Source organism: Enterobacter cloacae complex sp. 2024EL-00214 (assembly GCF_043945575.1).
Lineage (GTDB): Bacteria > Pseudomonadota > Gammaproteobacteria > Enterobacterales > Enterobacteriaceae > Enterobacter > Enterobacter cloacae_P.
This window is the reverse complement of sequence record NZ_JBIMRC010000006.1, coordinates 200,439-218,266: the sequence shown is the minus strand read 5'-3', so window position 1 is coordinate 218,266 and position 17,828 is coordinate 200,439. Positions and strand designations below refer to the sequence as shown.

Below are 17,828 nucleotides of genomic sequence, written 5' to 3'. Positions count from 1 at the left end.
CAATAAGAATACGATTCAACTCAAGAGTCGGATCGCCATTAATACTTTGTTTTTTCAGCCAATAGTCAGTACTGACTCTATGACGACTTGCTGACAACTCGCCATAGAGTCGTTGACGACTCTTCCTGACACATTAAAACAATTTATTCTGCATTTTAAAAAATGCAATGCATTGATTTTAAAAAGATATCATAAAAAATAGAATTTTGCGTGGGGCGTGGAGATTTTGAAGTGAGGAGCAGGCTATCGTTAAATAGCCTGCCGGGGGGATTCAATATTTATCGAACGGAGTGTGCGGAGCATAAAAAAAGCCGCGAACGAAGGTCGGGATGTCTATTTACATTACTAACTGTTTTAAATATTTAAATGGGGCATCGTCTATATCTAAGTTCATATCTTTAGTAAGATTGACTATTCTTTCATATTCTTCTGAAGTTATTGCAACATCATATTCACATATATGATCACATAATATCTCAAAGGCAAGTGGCTCTTCATTGTATTGAATGTAATCTAAAGCTCCTTCAATCAAATCTGGATCTAAGCGATCCTCAAAACCTTTCGCTAGCTGAGTAATTCTGTTGCCGAACATTTATACATTCCTTACTATTTTTTTATCGGTTTTGACTGTACTGGAATAGGTTTACTATCAGGAAATGCTGTTATTACCTTCCCAGTAACTGGTTGATATACAACCCGAAGTCTTACCCCATCTCTAACTTCATAAGCAACCCATTTTGCTGGGTCTCCCTTACCAGTATATAACCCTCCAGTACCTGTCTGAGCATACCATTGAGTACTCGGTGAAGTAGCAATATCCCCTATTTCATGAACAATTTTTTCTGCGGTCCAATTCGACGGAAATGTTGTTTTACCGGGATTACCAGGGAATATATGACCACCACTAGTAGGGCTATCTCCATATAATATATGTTGTTTCGCTTCAGGAGAAAGAATATCTGTATAGTCTTTACCATCAGTTACAGTGCCGACTTTATCTTTATAAGGCAATGAATTCCCGTCATATTGTCCTCCTGGATGCTCAACATTCGTCACCGTTTTATCCGATTTTGGGCTAAATGTACCTTCACCAGATTTCCAGGCTGACGGCGGGATGTCAGATATAGCTTTCTCGGTTTTTGATACTACTTTCGCTACAACCTTCTCCGTCAGTACCGTGCCACCTTTCACAACCCCGGCACCGCCAGCCAGCAGCCCGGCTATATCGGTGACCAGCTTCCCGCCTTCAACACCCGCATTAAACGACCCACTGGCCCCGGCTTTCTGGTATTCCGCTTCCATCCGATCGATACGGTCGATATAAGACTGTTTTACCGCATCCGATACGTTACCCAGCACATCACCACTGTTAAACAGGGATTTAAGGGCTTCGTAGGTTTCAACCGGGCTGCTGGCCGTTTTCACGATCCCGTCAACGGTGTCATATAATCCAGCCGGAACCCCGGCGATCATTCCCGCCGCGAAGCTACCGTCCTGCCCCAGGTCAATGGCCGTCCATTTGGCTTGAGCCCCCGCTTTGCAGACCATGCTCTGGCATTCAGCGATTTCTTTATCCTTCTGAGCCTGTTGTTTCTGGCTCAGATAGTTATTCTCAACAACAACTCGCTCCGATGCGATCATCGAGAGTGGAAGGATATTTTCCCTCTTCAGTCAGTAGGTTACAGACTATTCTTGCTGATGCATTTTGATCCTGTCAACTTTTTTCCCCGACGTGTCTTTTACGCCCGTGACGCCATTTTCGCCAACCTGTTAAAGAGCAACCGCACCCACATAATAGCAGCGGCGTCAGCTGCTGCTATTACCGCTTAAAGTAAAATCCCGCCATTGAGGGCGGGATTTATTGTTTAGATTAATTCATACTTTGCTTTTACTTCACTAACTATGCGATGTACTTCATCCTTAGATAAAATAATTTCATGTACCTCAAGGTTATTATGGTTTTTCCACTCATAACCTTCAGCATCATTACCATATAAATAGCTAACCTTAGCAGCCAATATTCTAACCTGTCCCATATAACCAACGGAAAACACATAACACGTGTCATTTTCTAAGTTATATGTCGAAGCTTGGTAACGATAATCCGCCTCAAAATCATCTGATACTTCAGCATCCGGATTTAATAGATTAGGAAGCATTGCACTCATTATTTTTGAGAAAGAATCTAATTTTTCCGCTTTAAATAAATACTCATCTTCAGGAACGGTAATCAAAGCGTTATCATCCGACAAGCAACTGATATCACCGCTTAAAGTAGCCACGCTTGCATAATCAGGAAAAAATTTCCCATTAATAACAAAGTGAAATATACCATTTTTGTATCCGCCTTCTGAACTCCAGATCGGCACATAATCTATTAATATTGCAAACTTATTTGGATCACCAAAAATCATAATCACCACCCCTTCTTAGGTAGGTCTAACTGTTTTTTAACATCCGATGGGATTGTGTTCTTATTTAACGGTGCAGACTTGTCCCCTGTACTACCTGACCAATGCCAAGTTCCATCATTTGTATTTGTAAATTGATGAACATTACCTTCTGCATCTTTCGCGTACATTTTTTTCCCACTAACAACTGCTGATCCAAATAGATCCATCGAGTTTTTAGGTTCTGTTCCAGCTTTAAAACTATAGCCTGGTTGTCCCGGAGTATGTTTAGGGTTGGACTGATAATTCAGTCCATTAGCTGCAGGAGTTGAATTCGGCGTAGGTAATGAACTGCCTTTCGGCCCTTTGGCTGCAATCATTGCAGGCACAGTAGCCGCCATCGCTGCTGCTGTATCCTTGTCCAGTCCAAGCGCCTCGAACTTCTGTTGCCACCCTAAATTGGCAACGGTCCCTTCGGCTTCCATACTGGAACTGTATACTGCGGAAAGGTAGTTCTTGAACTCGTTAGGTAACTTACCGTCAGCGTCCAACTGCTTGATGGCTTTATCGAACACATCCCATTGATCAACCAGATAACCATACTTATTCCCACATTGATCAGGTTGACTGCTACAGAACTCCAGCATTTCCTTCTGCTGTTTCAGGTTGGTATCTACCATGTCCTGAATCACTTGCTGACAGGCTGCACCCTCACACGTCCTGGCTTTCTGCGCGAAGTTATCAAGCTGAGTCACGCTGAGGAAGTTATTCTCAACCGCATTCTTCCCGGCACTGGCACCAGCCGCAGCTCCCGCCGTATTTCCCCCGGCAATCCCGCCAGCCATGCCCGCTGAAACAGTCGCCAGCGTACTCACGGTTTGCTTCTGGTCTTCCGTCAGCTTCGACGGGTCTGTGTCCGGATAGAGTTGTCTGGCAATCGCTGTTGCTACCAGTTCGCCGGATGCCGCCCCCACTGCGCCCGCTGCGGCACTGTTGCCCTGAAGGGCTGCGGTTACGCCACCGAGGATGGCATGGGCAATCGCTTTTGCTGCCGTGTTGTCATCAATGCCTGCATGGTGGCCGATGATGTTCGCCAGCTCCGGTGCTGAAGCGCCCGCCAGCGCGCCCCCGATATTGCCGCCCGCCAGTCCCTGTAGCGCTGCCGTGGCCGCCTGGATACCACGCTGCATGTTGCTGCCGGTTCCGTACGTCACCATCACCTCTTTGTATGCCTGCGTGTCACGCAATTCCGCAAGATAGTTCTGGCGTTCTTTCTCTGTCGCATTTGCCGGAGGTGTCTTACCGGATGCTTTCTGGGCTGCTTTCAGCCCGTTCAGGTCACCCTGAGTCCTGGCAATATCTGCCACCTGGCTGCCAATATCGCTGATCATCCCGACTGCTTTCAGGCGGTTCTGCTCTTTCTCCTTGTCGAAGATCGGGCTGATGCTGTCGTTGGCATGTTCGGTGTCGCGGCTCAAATCGGCCACGTCCTGCTTCTGATTTACCTTGTCGCGGAGGGTGAGGGTGCCGTTCGCGACAGCCGCCTGAGTCGTACCTTCGGCATGTCCGCTGTTGCCAGCTGCGGAGATCATGCCGCCCGGCAGGTTGCCCTTGAATTTATCCCCGAAGCTACCGCCGCCGCTCAGGCTGATACCGGAGTGCGAGGTTTTAAAGTCCGCTTCGTTGTGGATGTCGCTGAAGCCCAGCGTCCCGGTATCGAGGCTGTTTTTGTCCGGTGTGGCGGTGGAGGCGATAACCGCACCGTCAAGCTGGGTGTGATGACCCACGGTGATATCGAAGCCGCCGTCCCCGGCATACAGCCCGGTTTGTTCGGCAACGGAATCAAAGCGGCTCTTCATCTTGTCCTGGCTGGCGTTGATATAGCCTGAACCGGACATGGTGCCGAAGGTGAAGCTGCCACCCGCAGCAACGCTGGTCTGCTTGCTGTCATAGTCATTGTTGTTCTGCTGACTGCGCATCAGCAGATCGTGACCGACATCTGCCACGATTTTATTGCCGTTAACCTGGGCACCCTCGAGCACGGTGTCGTGCCCGCTTTTAAGGGTGACGTTTTTGCCGCTGTCGATTGTGGTTTCGGTCCAGTCGGTACCGTTGCCTTTGTCCTTGCCGTGTGCGGCGTTGACGTTGGCAAACACGCTGATACCCGCGCCGTTGCCACCGGCACCAATGCTCACGCCTATACCGCCACCACTGCTGCTGTTATTGCCGCTGGTTTTTTGGGTATTCACCGCGCCGGACAGCAGAATGTCGTTCTGTGCATCCAGCGTGGTGTCACCCCCGGCTTTCAACTGGCTGCCCGCAATCACGATGTCGCCGCTGTTCGCACCTTTGTTTTTGCCGTTCGCGGTGATGGACAGATTGTTGCCGGCGTTCAGTGTGCTGCCTGCCACCGCATCACTTTCAGCATGCTGCTGTGATTTCGACTTTTGGGTAGTCAGGGAGAGGCTCACACCCATTGCGTTCGGGTCGCCGGTGGTGGCCGCCATATCCACAGCCTGCCCGGCCTGCACGCCGGACAGCACCGTTTTGGTGGCCTGAAGGGCTTTCAGACGTCCATCACTTTGCTCTTTGGTCTCCTGCGCTGCGCTCACGGCATTGTTAATAGCGCTGCCGACGGTACCGGAGAGCGCTACGGTCAGCCCGCTTTTCTTCTGCTCAAAGGTTTCATCGCGGGTGCGCTTGTCGTGCCCCGGCTCGATGATGACGCTGTCGCCGCTGAGGCTTAAATCCTTCCCGGCAATAAGGTCTGCACCGCCGATGTGGGCCTGGCTTCCGGCAGAAATCGCCACGCTACCGCCCGTCGAACCCACCGTACTGACGCTCTGGCTCTGGGTGGTGCCTTTTTCACGGAGATCGTGCGTGCTTTTGCTGCTGCCGATGGTGAACCCAATCCCGCCCGTACCCATCAGGCCGGATTTTTTCTCTTCCTTAAAGCGCCAGGAGGTATCGCTGTTCGTGGCCGCCACGATATCGACGTTGTTGCCCGCGCTAAGCTTCACGTCGCCATCGCCTGCCACGGCGGAACCTAACACCCGCAGGTTATTGCCCGCTGCCACCTGCACGTTATCGCCGCTCAGTAATGAGCCGGCTTCACGCGTCGCGCTGTTCTCTTCGATGGTGTGGGTGGTTTTCTTGCTCAGGAAACCACTTTTGGTTTTGGTCTGCTCTTTGTAGTGATAATCGCTTTCGGTTGCGGTATTGAGACTGACGTCGCGGCCTGCCGCCACGCCGATATCGCCCTTCGCCGTCACCTGCGCGGCTTCGGTGGTCACATCGCGTCCGGCGATAATTTTAGTATCACCGCCACTGGCAATGTCGGTTCCCTGCTGACGCACCGACTCGTTAATTACTTTCTTACGGCCAGATTTATAGCTGTCGCCCTGAGTGGTGGCTTCTGCAGCGAGGTTCACGTCACGCCCCGCCTGTATGCCAACATCCTCCTTCGCCGCCAGCTCTGCCGCCTGGCTGGTGATATCGCGCCCGGCAAGCAGCGTCAGACCGCCACCGCTGGTGATGTCGCTGCGTGCCAGCCCGGTAGTGAAGCTCTCACTGCGTTTTTTCCCGCTCTCTTTACGGGTTTCAGCGCTGTTCAGGCTGAGGTCGTTACCCGCCCGGAGCAGGGCGCTGCCTTCGGACATCATCTGGCTGGCGCTCAGGGTCAGGTCATGACCCGCCTGTGCCACAAGGTTGCCGCCGCTGCTGATGGCACTGCCTTGCCAGCTGATGTCCTGCCAGTGCGTACCGTTACGCTGCTCACCATTGGTCAGCTGGTTCGCGCTGACGGCAATGTCCCCCCACGCCTTCATCAACAGGTCACCGCCAGCACTGAGGTTTGCCCCGGTGACATTGATATTCTGACCCGCCGTCAGGCTCAGCGTGTCCAGCGCGGTAATAGAGGCCATCGGGCCGGCTGTGGCGGTGGTCATGCTGAACGGCTCACGGCTTCTGCCATTGAGTGCAGGCAGCTTCCAGTCATTGACCAGCGTAATGTTGTTGATACTGCCGTTGATGCTCTCCAGCGCCACCTGCTTACCGCTGATGGTCGAACCGATGTTGTTAATGTCGCCCAGCGCACTGAGCTGCATCGCACTACCGGCGCTGATAAGCCCGCCGTTGAGGTTGCTGATTTCCCCTTCACTGGTAACGGAAAGACCGTTTTTCGCCATCAGTGTGCTGCCGTTGTTGGCGACATTACCACCACGAATATTCACCTGATTACCGGCAATCACACTGCCGTTATTCACCGTCACGTCATTCGGTGACAGATACAGCTTCGGTACCATCACCGTCTGGCCGTTGATGGTGGTCGCTTCCCACCACAGAATACTGCTGTTCAGCCCCGCTATCTGTTCCGCCGTCAGGGAGACGCCGAACTGTAGCCCTAATGACTGTTGCGCCTGCGCCGCATGGTCCATCAGGTACTGCATCTGTTTGAGGTCGGAACCGAAGCCATTCAGATAGCGGTTACCGGTCTCATTGAGCAGGGCATTGCTGACATAACGGGTATCAAATGCGGCATCGCCCAGGAAGCGATAGTCGTAATCCGGATGCAGGTTCAGGCGATCCAGGAAGTATGAGGAGCCCAGATACTGTTTTTCAACGGTATACTGTGCCCGCGTTTCCTGTGGCATCGGGGCAGGTTGTTTGCCAGCCATCGCCACCAGATCGCTGAGCAGGCTGTTGTCGAGCTGACCGAGGTTGTTCAGTTTCGGGTTAGTGGTGATGAGGTACGGACTTTTTGGGTCCGGGTCTGCCACAAAATAACCGTTATCACTGGTCGGGAGTGGATAATAGCTGAGACTTACCGGACGGACGGTTGTCGGCGTCATGCTGCCCGGTGCGGCAGCACTGCTGAGAGCCACAGTCTGCCCATTGAGGCTGGTTTTATTACCGCCGCTGACGCTGGCATTGTTGAGGGCCACCGTCTGGGATGTGACATTTGCCAGCCCCCCATGCGCCGTAGCACCGTTAAGTGCTACCTCCGGCCCATTGAGGCTGGTTTTGTTCCCCGTGCTGGCGGTGTAACCACCCAGTTCCACCGACTGCCCGTTGAGACTGGTCTTACTGCTCCCTGAGGTACCATACCCGTTGAGCGCCACCATCTGTCCGCTGACATTTGCCAGTCCACCACCTGCGGAATAGTTGTTTAATCCAGTCTGTTTGCCGTTGAGGGCGATCATACTGCCGCTGGCCGCATGGGTATTATCCAGCGCGGTGCCGCCGTTAACCTGTAGCAGGGCATCGAGGATCTGGTTCTGCCACTGTGGCGAGCCGATGGCGACTTTATTGCTGTTGATAAGGCCACGGGTCTGTACTGCGTCGACTGTACCTGGCGAGGTGCTGAGGGTATTCAGGCCTGGTGTAGCCAGCGTACGGCTGTAGCCTGCAACATGGGCAGTGGTTGAGGTATTACTGATATCACCGCTGAAACTGGCGTTAACTGTGCCGCCCGCCTGGATGACGGCGCGGTAAGTGCTACTGTCACCAGTATATTCCGTTTTTTGTGCACCAAGTTTATAGGGTACCCAGCTACGATATTTTCGCTGGTCATCGTCCCACCAGTACCATTTACCCTCACCGTATGACATCAACGGCGTCCATTTAGGGTCAGCACAATCTGAGTAAAACCACTCGCAATGATACTCTGCCTGCACATAGGTAATACGTCGACCAGCTTCGGCCGAGAAATTGTTTAATGACCCTCCAGAAAGGGAGATATTACGCCCCGCCAGAATATTACTCGCACGGTTATCCAGGGTTCCGGCATTAACAGTGATATCACGTCCGGCTGCAATACGAGCTGCGCCACCTGTAGCTGAAGCCTCTACGACTGACTCGCTAAGGATAAACTGTCTGATATCTTCACCGAGAAGACGATATATAATCCCACGGGTACACTGTCCACTGCTATTGCCCCCTCCTGCCCGACACTCTTCATATTCAGCAGACACTACGTTAGTGCCATTGTGCTTCCACTCTTCCAGACTGATTTCAATATCGGGTTTCTTCTTACTGTAATATGGACCATGTAAATAAGGTGACTGCTTCGGAATGGCATCCGGGTATTGCTGCTCACGCTGATTAACGACCAGCCCCTCTGCTTCATTGCGCAGATACGCCGTCTTGATCGTAATATCACCATTCTGCGTCTCGATAGTCCCGGAAGTATTGATCACTTCGCTGTTGGCATTGCCCGCCGCATCGCGCTGCATCCACAGGCTGTTACCGGCGAGAATATCGCCACGCTGGTTATGAATCAGATTGGCCAGCAGTTGCAGGTTATTCCCGGCGTAAAGAAGGGCGCTGTTATTGTTAATGGCTCCCGGCGCGTTCAGCGTCAGGTCACCGGCAGTGCCGGTAAAACCGTTGTTATTGATGTCGCTACGGCTGAGCAACGTGACATTGCCACCCGCCTGCAGGCTGCCTGCGGCATTCATATCAATGCGTCCACCGCTGAGCTGGCTGGTGAGATAACCTGCAGTCAACTTACTGTTATTGGTGAGCGCACCATCTGCACTCAGGCGTAAACCCTGGCCCTGCATTGTCCCGTTGTTAACCAGGTTGCCGGCGGTGCTGACCGACAGCATCTGTCCGGCGGCAAGCTGGCTGTTGAGCGTAAAATCGGAGCCGAGCGACAGCGTCAGGTTACCCAGCGCGGCTATCTGCCCCTGATAGTTCAGACCGTTGCTGTTCAGGCTCAGGTCACCTGCGCTGTACAGTTTCGCCCCGGCTCCGTTGTTAACCTGAGTGCTGGTCACCGCCAGTGACTGCCCGCCGTACAGCGTGCCGTTGTTATCAAGACGGTTATAATTCAGCGTCAGGTTGCCGCCCTGAAGCGTGCCCTGGTTGGTCAGGCTGCTGCCGCCAAGTATTCCCTGTTGGCTGATAAGCAACGAGCCATTATTACCGAGCATTCCGGAGCCGAATGTCAGTCGTCCGGCCTGTAGCCAGTTGTTGTTCGTCAGTTGCGGCGTGATGAGCGTTAGCAGACCGCCGCTCAGTAATTGCCCGTCGTTGCGGGTGGATTGCGCGCCGGTCAGCGACATATCGCCACCGCTTTGCAGCACGCCCTGGCTGGTGAGGTTGTTCCCGCTGATGCGAAGGGTGTTCTGGCTCAGTAAGTTGCCGCTGGCACTGTTCGACAGGTCGCCATTGAGCGTCACGTCCAGGCCGCCATCGGCTTGTATCGTACCGTCGTTGGTCAGCGCGCCGCTGTTCAGGGTAACGTTCGCCCCCTGAACCCGACCAAGGTTGGTCACTGACACACCGCTCAGGGCAAGGTTGCCTGCGGTTAGCAGCGTGGTGCCGCGCTGCACAGTGATGCCGCCACTCAGGGCGATATCCAGACCTTCCACGCCGCTGATATCACCACGGTTGTCCAGAGAACCACCGCGCACAATCAGGTTCTTCGCCAGCCATTGTCCCTGGTTGCTGTACGCGGCCGCCTGCAGGCTTGCCAGCCCGCTGGCGATAAGTTTGCTGCCTGTTGCGGTATCCAGGGAGCCAGTCACGGCGAGGGTCAGCGCATCGGCACTCTGGAAGCTGCCGCTGTTCTGGAGTTGCTGCGCATTCAACAGGATGCGCTGCCCCTGCCAGCTACCGTTGTTGATGACGCTACCTCCGGTCGCCGACAGCGTTCCCTGGCTCAGCAGTTTCCCGCCACCATTGTTGGTGAGCTTCTGGGGAGCGATGGCCCGCAGCAGACGGCCAGTCAGCGGAGCCGTTGCCTGTAACGTCAGGGAATGCAGGCCGATAACGGTACCGCTGTTATCCACCTGACCATTGCCCAGCAGCAGGGTATTACCCTGAATATTACCCCGGTTGGTCAGCTGGTTGCCGGTCAGGGTGACATCCCCTTCACCAAGCAACGCCCCGTCGTTGGTCAGCCAACCGCTGTTAAAACGCATGGCACCGTGGCTGAGTAACTGACCGCTGTTCAGCAGGCCGTCCGTCAGGGTGGCGGTCAGCGCATCGGTTCCCAGCAGGCTGCCACGGTTAGTCGCGGTGGCGGCGTTGAGCGTCAGGGTCTGCCCCTGAACGGTACCCTCGTTGGTAAACCCGGTATTGACGAGTGATAAGGCTCCGCCGCTGAGCAGACGCCCGGTGGCCAGGTTGGTCAGCGTGGTGTTGGTCAGCGTGAGCGCACTGGCTCCCTGTAACAGGCCGCTGTTGGTAACGGTGGCGTTGTTGACCGTCAGGTTATTCGCTGCCAGCTGTCCCCGGTTATCCAGCAATGCACCGCTCAGTGTTGCGCCGTTTTGCGCCAGTAACGTGCCGCTGGCAAGGTTGGTGAGCTGCTGGCTGGTTGCCAGTTGCAGGGTGCCCGCCTGCAACGTCCCGCTGTTGCTGAGGGTGGTGGCGATAAGATCCAGCGTCTGGCCCGCCAGCAGTAATCCGGCATTGGTCTGCGCTGCCGCATCCAGCCGCAGGTTGCCGGTGCTAAGCACCTGACCACCGGCCTGATTATTCAGGCCTGCGCCTGTGAGGGTGAGATGGCTATTGCCCTGTAACAGGCCGCTGTTAGTCAGTCCATCGCGCCCGGTAAGCTGCAGGCGGTCGGCGGCAAGCTGACCGCTGTTGGTAAACGTCTGGCTGCTAAGCGCCAGCGAGCCCTGGCTCAGGAGTTGACCGCTGCCGTTGTAAGCGCCGCTCAGGGTCGATGTCACACCGTTGCTACCCAACGCACTGCCCCGGTTGTTCCAGCTCCCGCTGTTGACGGTCAGCGTCTGCCCCTGTAATAACCCGGCATTATCCAGCCAGCGGGTAGGGGAGAGCGTCAGTCCGCCGCCGCTGAGCAGCTGCCCGGTCTGCTGGTTGCTCAGTGTCCCGCTGTTGAGCGTCAGCCACTGATTGCCCTGCAGCAGGCCGCTGTTAGTAACATCGCCACCGTTCAGGCTGACTGTGTCTGCTGCCAGCACCCCGCCGTTAGTCAGGGTGGCGGTGTTCAGGGTCAGGTTCTGCTCTGCCAGCAGATGGCTGTCGGTGGTCGTGGTCAGATCGCCAAGCGTCAGGTCAACGCTCCGGGCTTTCAGTGTCCCCTGGTGAGTCAGGCTGTCGGCTTTGAGGGTGAACCCCTGTTTCACCTGCAACAGCCCGGCATTGATTAAGGTACTGAGCGTCAGGCTCAGCGGGCCACCGGTCAGCATTTGTCCGGCCGTCTGGTTGTTGAGCGTCCGGGCCAGCAACGTGAGAGAGCTGTTGCCCTGTAACAGGCCACTGTTGGTGAGGCTGTCGACATTCAGGCTCAGACGGTCAGCCGCCAGCGTACCGCTGCTGGTCACCCCCTGTGCGCGCACGTCCATTGCCTGCTGGCTGAGCAGTAACCCGGTATTGCTCAGATTGCCGGTCAGGGTGGCTGTCACGCCATTGCTGCCAGTCGCATTGCCACTGTTTGTCAGGCTGGTACCACTCAGCGCGATTTGCTGCCCCTGCAAACGTCCCGCGTTATCGATCGCCGCGCCATTCAGCGTCAGGGTACCGCCGCTCAGCAGTTGCCCGTGGCTCTGGTTTGTGAGGTTACCGTTGTGCAGCAATGTCTGATTACCCTGCAGCGTCCCCTGGTTCAGGGTTGTGCCGGTATCAAGCTGCAGCTGGCTGGCGGCCAGAAGTCCGTCATTCGTAACATTTTTTGCCGTGAGCTGCAGCGCCTGCTGGCTCAGCATCTGACCACTGTTGGTCAGGGTATCGTTAACCTTCAGCGTCACAGCATCTGACCCGAGAAGATTGCCGTGATTGTCCGCTTTCCCGGCAGTCACTCCCAGCACCTTCGCCTGCTGCAGCCCCTCGTTGGTCAGTTGTGCCGTATCGAGCGTTATCGTACCGTCGCTGAGCAGGATCCCGGATGCCTGGTTGGTCAGCGCGCCCGTGGAGGTCAGCGTGAGACCGTTATCGCCCTGGATTAATCCACTGTTGTCGATGTCGGTACCGGAGAGCGTCAATGCCGTGGCCGCCAGCGTACCGCTGTTAGCAACGGAGGGCGCGCTGAGCGTCAGTCCCTGTTGCGCCAGGATCTTCGCGTTCTGTCGGTTAGTAAACTGTTTAGCGAGGGAGAGCAGGGCAGTGGTGCTCAGCAACTGGCCGCTGTTATCAAAACTGTTCCCCCGGAGTGTCACCGTTTTACCCTGCAACAGACCGCTGCTGGCAAGGGTCGAGGCAGTGGCGCTCAGGTTTCCCGCCGTCAGCCACTGCCCCTGGTTACTGGCGCTGGCAGCCGCGACATCCAGCTGTTGCGCCCCCTGCAACAGACCGCTGTTGTTCAGCGTGGTGGCGGTGACGCTGAGCTGGCTGGCAGCCACGTTGCCGCTGTTGGTCAGCGTGCCCGCTGCAAGGTTTAGCTGCTGCTGCGCCAGCAATGCGCCGCCAGCCAGGTTTGTCACGGTGCCGTCGTGTTCCAGCGTCAGGTTACGTGAGGAGAGTTCCCCGCTGTTGGTCAGTAGGTTACCCTTAAGTGAGAGATCGCCTTTGGTGCTCAACAACCCGCTGTTAACCAGTGTCGGCAGTGCAAGCTGCAGGTTGCCGGTGGTGAGAATTTGCCCCCCGGTAAGGTTGTTCAGCAGCGCGGTCGTCAGCGTGAGGCCGCTGTCACCCTGAAGGAGTCCGCTGTTGTTAAGGGATGTTCCTGCCGACAGGTTCAGCATGTCGGCGGCAAGGATCCCGCGATTACTGAGCAGCGGCGCGCTGAACGCCATCTCATGCTGCGCGAGCACCTTACCCTGCTGCTGGTTGGTCGCGCGTTCCGCCATAACGATCAGGGCGTTGGTGGCCTTCAGTTGCCCGCTGTTGTCGAGACGGTTTCCCTTCAGGGTTATCTGCCCCGCCTGCACCAGACCGCCGTTGTTCAGATCGGCAATGCTGGCATTCAGGGCATCTGCCGTCAGCCACTGTCCCTCGTTACTGGCGTTATCCGCCGTCATATCCAGCCGCTGTGCCCCCTGCAACAGCCCCTTATTTTTCAGCCCTGAAGTGTTCAGGGTCAGCCGGGAAGCCTGGATATTGCCGTCGTTGACCACCTGATGGCTGGTGAGCGTCAGCGCCTGCTTCGCCAGCAGATCGCCTTCCCCCTGATTGGTGAGGGTATCCCCGGTCTGCACAATCAGGTTACGTGCGGAGATTTCCCCGCTGTTATCAAGCTGGTGGCCCGTGAGCGCCAAATCGCCCCCCGCACTCAGTAGCCCGGCGTTGGTCAGCGTTGGCACCGTCAGGGTTAACCCGTCTCCGCTGAGGATCTCTCCGGACGTCTGGTTATCCAGCTGCGTGGCAGTAAGCTGCAGGCCGTGGTCGCCCTGCAACAAACCGCTGTTGTCAATGCGGGAGCCGGACAACGTCAGCGTGGATGCCGCCATGATCCCGTGGTTGGTGAACAATGGCGTGTTGAGCGTTAACCCCTGCTGCGCCGTTATTTTCCCTGTTCGCTGGAGGGTAAACTGTTTTGCCAGCGTGAACAGGGCTGTTGTGGCCTGCAGTTGCCCGCTGTTATCGACGCTGTCACCTTTCAGGATCAGCGTTTGCCCCTGCAGCAGCCCGCTGTTGTTCAGCGTCTGAATACTGGCATTCAGGTTTCCTGCCGTCAGCCACTGACCCTGGTTAGCGGCATTCGCCGCCGTGATGTCCAGTTGTTGAGCACCCTGTAACAACCGGCTGTTACTGAGCTGCGCTGCCGTCACATTCAGCCGCTCTGCCGCCACCCGGCCCTCATTGTTCAGGGTTCCGGCAGACAGCGTCAGCGTCTGATCTGCCAGCAGCGTGCCCTCCGCCTGGTTGCTGACCGTGCCGCTGTGGCGCAGCGTCAGGTTGCGGGCAGCAATGTTCCCCTGGTTATCCAGTTGTTCACCGTCGAGCGTGAAATCCCCCGCGACATCCACCAGACCGGCATTCGTCAGCGTTGGAAGGGCCAGTGTCAGATTACCGTCGGTGATAATCTGCCCGGCGCGCTGGTTAGCCAGTGAGGTGGCAGCCAGCAACAGCGTATTGTCGCCCTGCAGTTGACCACTGTTGTCGAGCGTGGTGGCCGTCAGGCTCAGCACCTTCGCCGCGAGCGTGCCGCTGTTGCGCAGTTGCGGGGCCGAAAGGGTCAGTCCCTGGTGGGCAATAAGGCTGCCCGTAGGCTGGTTGCTGAACTGCTGTGCCAGGTGCAGCAGTAACGTGGTGGCCGTCAGTGAACCGCTGTTATCTGCACTGTCCCCGGTGAGGTTGATTGCTTCACCCTGTAACGTGCCACCATTGTTTAAGCTGCTGGCCTTTACCGTCAGCGCGCCGTCCGTCAGCAGTTTTCCGCTGTTGCCGGCAGTGGTGGTGGTGATATCAAGCTGCTTTGTTCCCTGTAGCTGACCACCGTTGACCAGGGTGTCAGACGTCAGGCTCAGCCGATCCGCCAGCACGCTGCCGTTGTTGGTCAGCGTTGCCGCCGAAAGCACCGCTTCCAGCTGAGCCTGTAATTTCGCGCCTGCGTTATGGGTTTGTGCGCCGCTGTGGTGCAGCGTCAGGGTACGGGCAGAAATGTCCCCGCTGTTGTCCAGACTGTCACCGGTTAACGTCAGGTCGCCACCCACCTGCAGTAACCCGTTGTTCTTCAGCACAGGGACGGCCAGCGCAAGGCTGCCGCCAGTCAGGACTTTCCCGGCGCTCAGGTTTGCCACCTGTCGCAGCGCCAGTGTCAGCGTGTTATCACCCTGCAGGAAACCCCGGTTAGTCAACGTATCGGCCGTCAGGTTCACGGCAGGGGCGCTCAGCGTACCGTCGTTAGTCAGCGTCGGGGCGCTTATCGTCAGCCCTTGCTGAGCGACAATCCGACCCCCGGTCTGGTTATTGAGCGCGCTGGCAAGATGCAGTAACTGCATTCCGGCATTCAGCTCGCCCCGGTTATCGAGGCTGTCTGCTGTGAGGTTCAGAGTTTGTGCCTGCCAGAGCCCGCCGTTGGTCGCCTGCTTGCCGCTGAGCGTCATCGTCCCGGCGCTTAGCAACTGACCGTTACCGGTATTATTCAGCCCTGTGGTCTGCACATCTAAAGCCTGCTGACCCTGGATCAAACCGTTGTTGTCCAGCACAGCGCTGTTGAGTTTAACGTTGTCGCCACTCAGCGTACCGCTGTTGTTGAGGCTGGCGCTGTTAAAGGTCAGCCCGTTCCGGGCAACTATCTTCCCGCCGTTTTGGTTATCGGCGGCACCGTTCAGCATCAGCGTCAGATCCGTGGCAGCGATGCTGCCGCGGTTAGTCAGGCGATCGGCGTTGAGCGTCATTCCCTGACGCGCCAGCAGACTGCCCTGTTGGGTCAGACCGCGAAGTTGCAATATGAGCTGTTCGGTCTGCCAGCTGCCGCTGTTGTCCAGCTGATCCGCTCTTACGCCGACTGTCTGACCGTTCAATGTCCCGCTGTGACTCAGGTTGCCCGCGGAAGTCACTTGCAGATCGCCGCTGGCGGCCTGGTTGCCTGCAAGCTGACCCTGCTGCATTGACAGCGTCAGGTTATGGCCCTGTAATTGCGACCCTGCGCGCGTGGTCAGCCCGGCTGCGTTCAGCGAGACATCCCCCTGTGCGCTGAGCTGCCCACCAAGCGACGTCTCCCCGCTGCTCAGTGTCAGATTGCCTTTGCTGCTCAGTGAACTGCTGTTGCCACTGGTCAGTGCCGTGCCGTGAATATTCACCTGGCTACCACCGGCGACCTGCCCGTCCAGAAGCACATTGCCACCGTTCAGCCACAGACCACCGTCACTCAGTAACTGCCCCCCCGTCCCGAGACTCAGCCCGCCAGGCGTGGTAAGGGTGAGGTTATTTCGCGCGCTTGTCAGGCCTTCAAGCGTGATGGCCTGGCGGCCCGTCAGCGTCAAATCATTACCGCTGAGGAACTGTCCGCTGCTGTTCAGGCTGCCCATATTCAGCCACTGCGATCCGAGGCTTTGCAGCGTGGCACTGTTGGTCCACTGCCCGATATCGGCAGACAGATTACCGTTGGCTAACAGAAGCCCACTGCTGCTGAAGTTGTTTGTCTTAAGGGTGAGATCCTGACCTGCAACCAGTTGCCCCTGCCAGTTGCTGTTGTCGGCGAGAGTCAGCGCGACATTATGCTGTGCATCGATACGGCTGCTGCTCCCGGCATTCAGCGTCGTGGCCGTCAGCGTGGTATCGCGCCCGGCATTGAGCTGTCCGTTCAGCGCCAGGTTGCCTGCATTCAGCGTGATATCGCGTGTTGCCCGGATCCGGCTGGTGGTATCAAGGGTGTGGTTCTGCTGCGCAGTGAGCTGCACGTCTTGTGCGCTGAGATCGGCGTCAGTCCATTGTTGACGGGCCGCCGTTACGGACAGGCCCGCATTTGTGCTGACTTTCCCCTGAGCATTCACCCCTGCCGCCAGCGTACTGTGGCTGGCAGAGAGCTGACCGGCGCTGTTCAGCGTCAGGTCACCACCGCTGGCAAGTGTGGCGTTATTGAGTGTCGTGTCACCCTGACTTGTCAGGGTCATCGTCTGGCCGGTCTGATGGCTTCCGGTCAGCGTTATCTCCGGAGCGGAAGCCGTAAGCGTGCCGCTGGCGAGCGTGTTGTTGAGTGTCAGTTTACCACTGGCGTCAAGCCGGATGTCTCCCTGGCGGGCGTTGAGGTTACCCAGGTTAACCCCAACGCCTTTTTCACCGGAAACCAGCCGTATACGGTCGGCATACATCCCTCCGAGCGCACCGGTATCCACAGCAAGTACCGGAACCGGGCCAGTCCCGCTGATGGCGCTGACATGACCACTGGCGTCCACCCGGTTAGCACCGGTGGTGATACTCAGGTCTTTGGCATACAGCTGCGCATTGATCTCTGCCGCACGGGAGATAATCGACACGCTGTCACTCTTACTGGTATCCAGACCGTTACCGTCGATGGTGATGCTGCCACCCGTCACGTTCAGCGACTGCAAATTACCGTTCGCATCGAGTTGCGGTTTACCGGTCGTCAGCGTCACCGCCGGGGTATTAATAAAGCCACACCCGCTACAGGTTATCCCATAGGGGTTGGCGACCATCACGCTGGCCGCTTTACCGGCGACTTCGGTATAGCCCTGAAGCTGAGAACGGCTGGTGCCGGTCACTTCGTTAATAATGGCTTTCGCTTCCTGCCCGGCCTTCAGGTTGGGGTTGTTCTGAACCAGCCCGCCTAGCTGTGTCGCCGTTAACTGCCCGGTGGCGTTATTGAGGATGACCCCCTCTTTGCCGACGTTGTAGTCCTGATACTGGTTATGTGAAACGCCTGCCGCATTAGGCGTGGCAATATTGATAAGCGGTACCCCATTACCCGCCTGATCCACCTGGGTTCCCGGTGTGACAGGCGTAATGGCGGCCGCCAGCGCCGGGGCCACCGGCTGGAGGATAAGGAAACTGATCAGGCAATAACTCAGCAGTCGCTGGGACAAACGAACCGTGTGTTCAGGGTGCTGAGCCATTGCA

General features: G+C 56.4%; 4 protein-coding genes and 1 pseudogene. All 5 read right to left on the bottom strand.

Going from position 1 to position 17,828, the window contains the following annotated elements; genetic code table 11:
* Positions 1-337: 337 nt before the first annotated feature.
* Positions 338-592, bottom strand: a complete 255-nt coding sequence (locus ACHHZ6_RS09515; RefSeq protein ID WP_196390881.1) for a MafI family immunity protein — start codon at positions 590-592, stop codon at positions 338-340.
* Positions 593-606: 14 nt separating this feature from the next.
* Positions 607-1,056: an EndoU domain-containing protein gene (locus tag ACHHZ6_RS09510; RefSeq protein WP_395122162.1), complete on the bottom strand. Its 450-nt coding sequence runs from the start codon at positions 1,054-1,056 to the stop codon at positions 607-609.
* A 33-nt stretch (positions 1,057-1,089) separates the two neighbouring features.
* Positions 1,090-1,632: pseudogene (locus tag ACHHZ6_RS09505) on the bottom strand (filamentous hemagglutinin); the annotation flags it as partial.
* 233 nt (positions 1,633-1,865) lie between these two features.
* Positions 1,866-2,414, bottom strand: a complete 549-nt coding sequence (locus tag ACHHZ6_RS09500; RefSeq protein WP_395122144.1) for an immunity 42 family protein — start codon at positions 2,412-2,414, stop codon at positions 1,866-1,868.
* A gap of 2 nt (positions 2,415-2,416) precedes the next feature.
* Positions 2,417-17,824: a hemagglutinin repeat-containing protein gene (locus ACHHZ6_RS09495; RefSeq protein ID WP_395122143.1), complete on the bottom strand. Its 15,408-nt coding sequence runs from the start codon at positions 17,822-17,824 to the stop codon at positions 2,417-2,419.
* Positions 17,825-17,828 lie beyond the last annotated feature (4 nt).

Excerpts from the sequence above, each read along its gene's own strand:
- ACHHZ6_RS09495 (WP_395122143.1), bottom strand. The coding sequence starts at position 17,824 with ATGGCTCAGCACCCTGAACACACGGTTCGTTTGTCCCAGCGACTGCTG.
- ACHHZ6_RS09500 (WP_395122144.1), bottom strand. The coding sequence starts at position 2,414 with ATGATTTTTGGTGATCCAAATAAGTTTGCAATATTAATAGATTATGTG.
- ACHHZ6_RS09515 (WP_196390881.1), bottom strand. The coding sequence starts at position 592 with ATGTTCGGCAACAGAATTACTCAGCTAGCGAAAGGTTTTGAGGATCGC.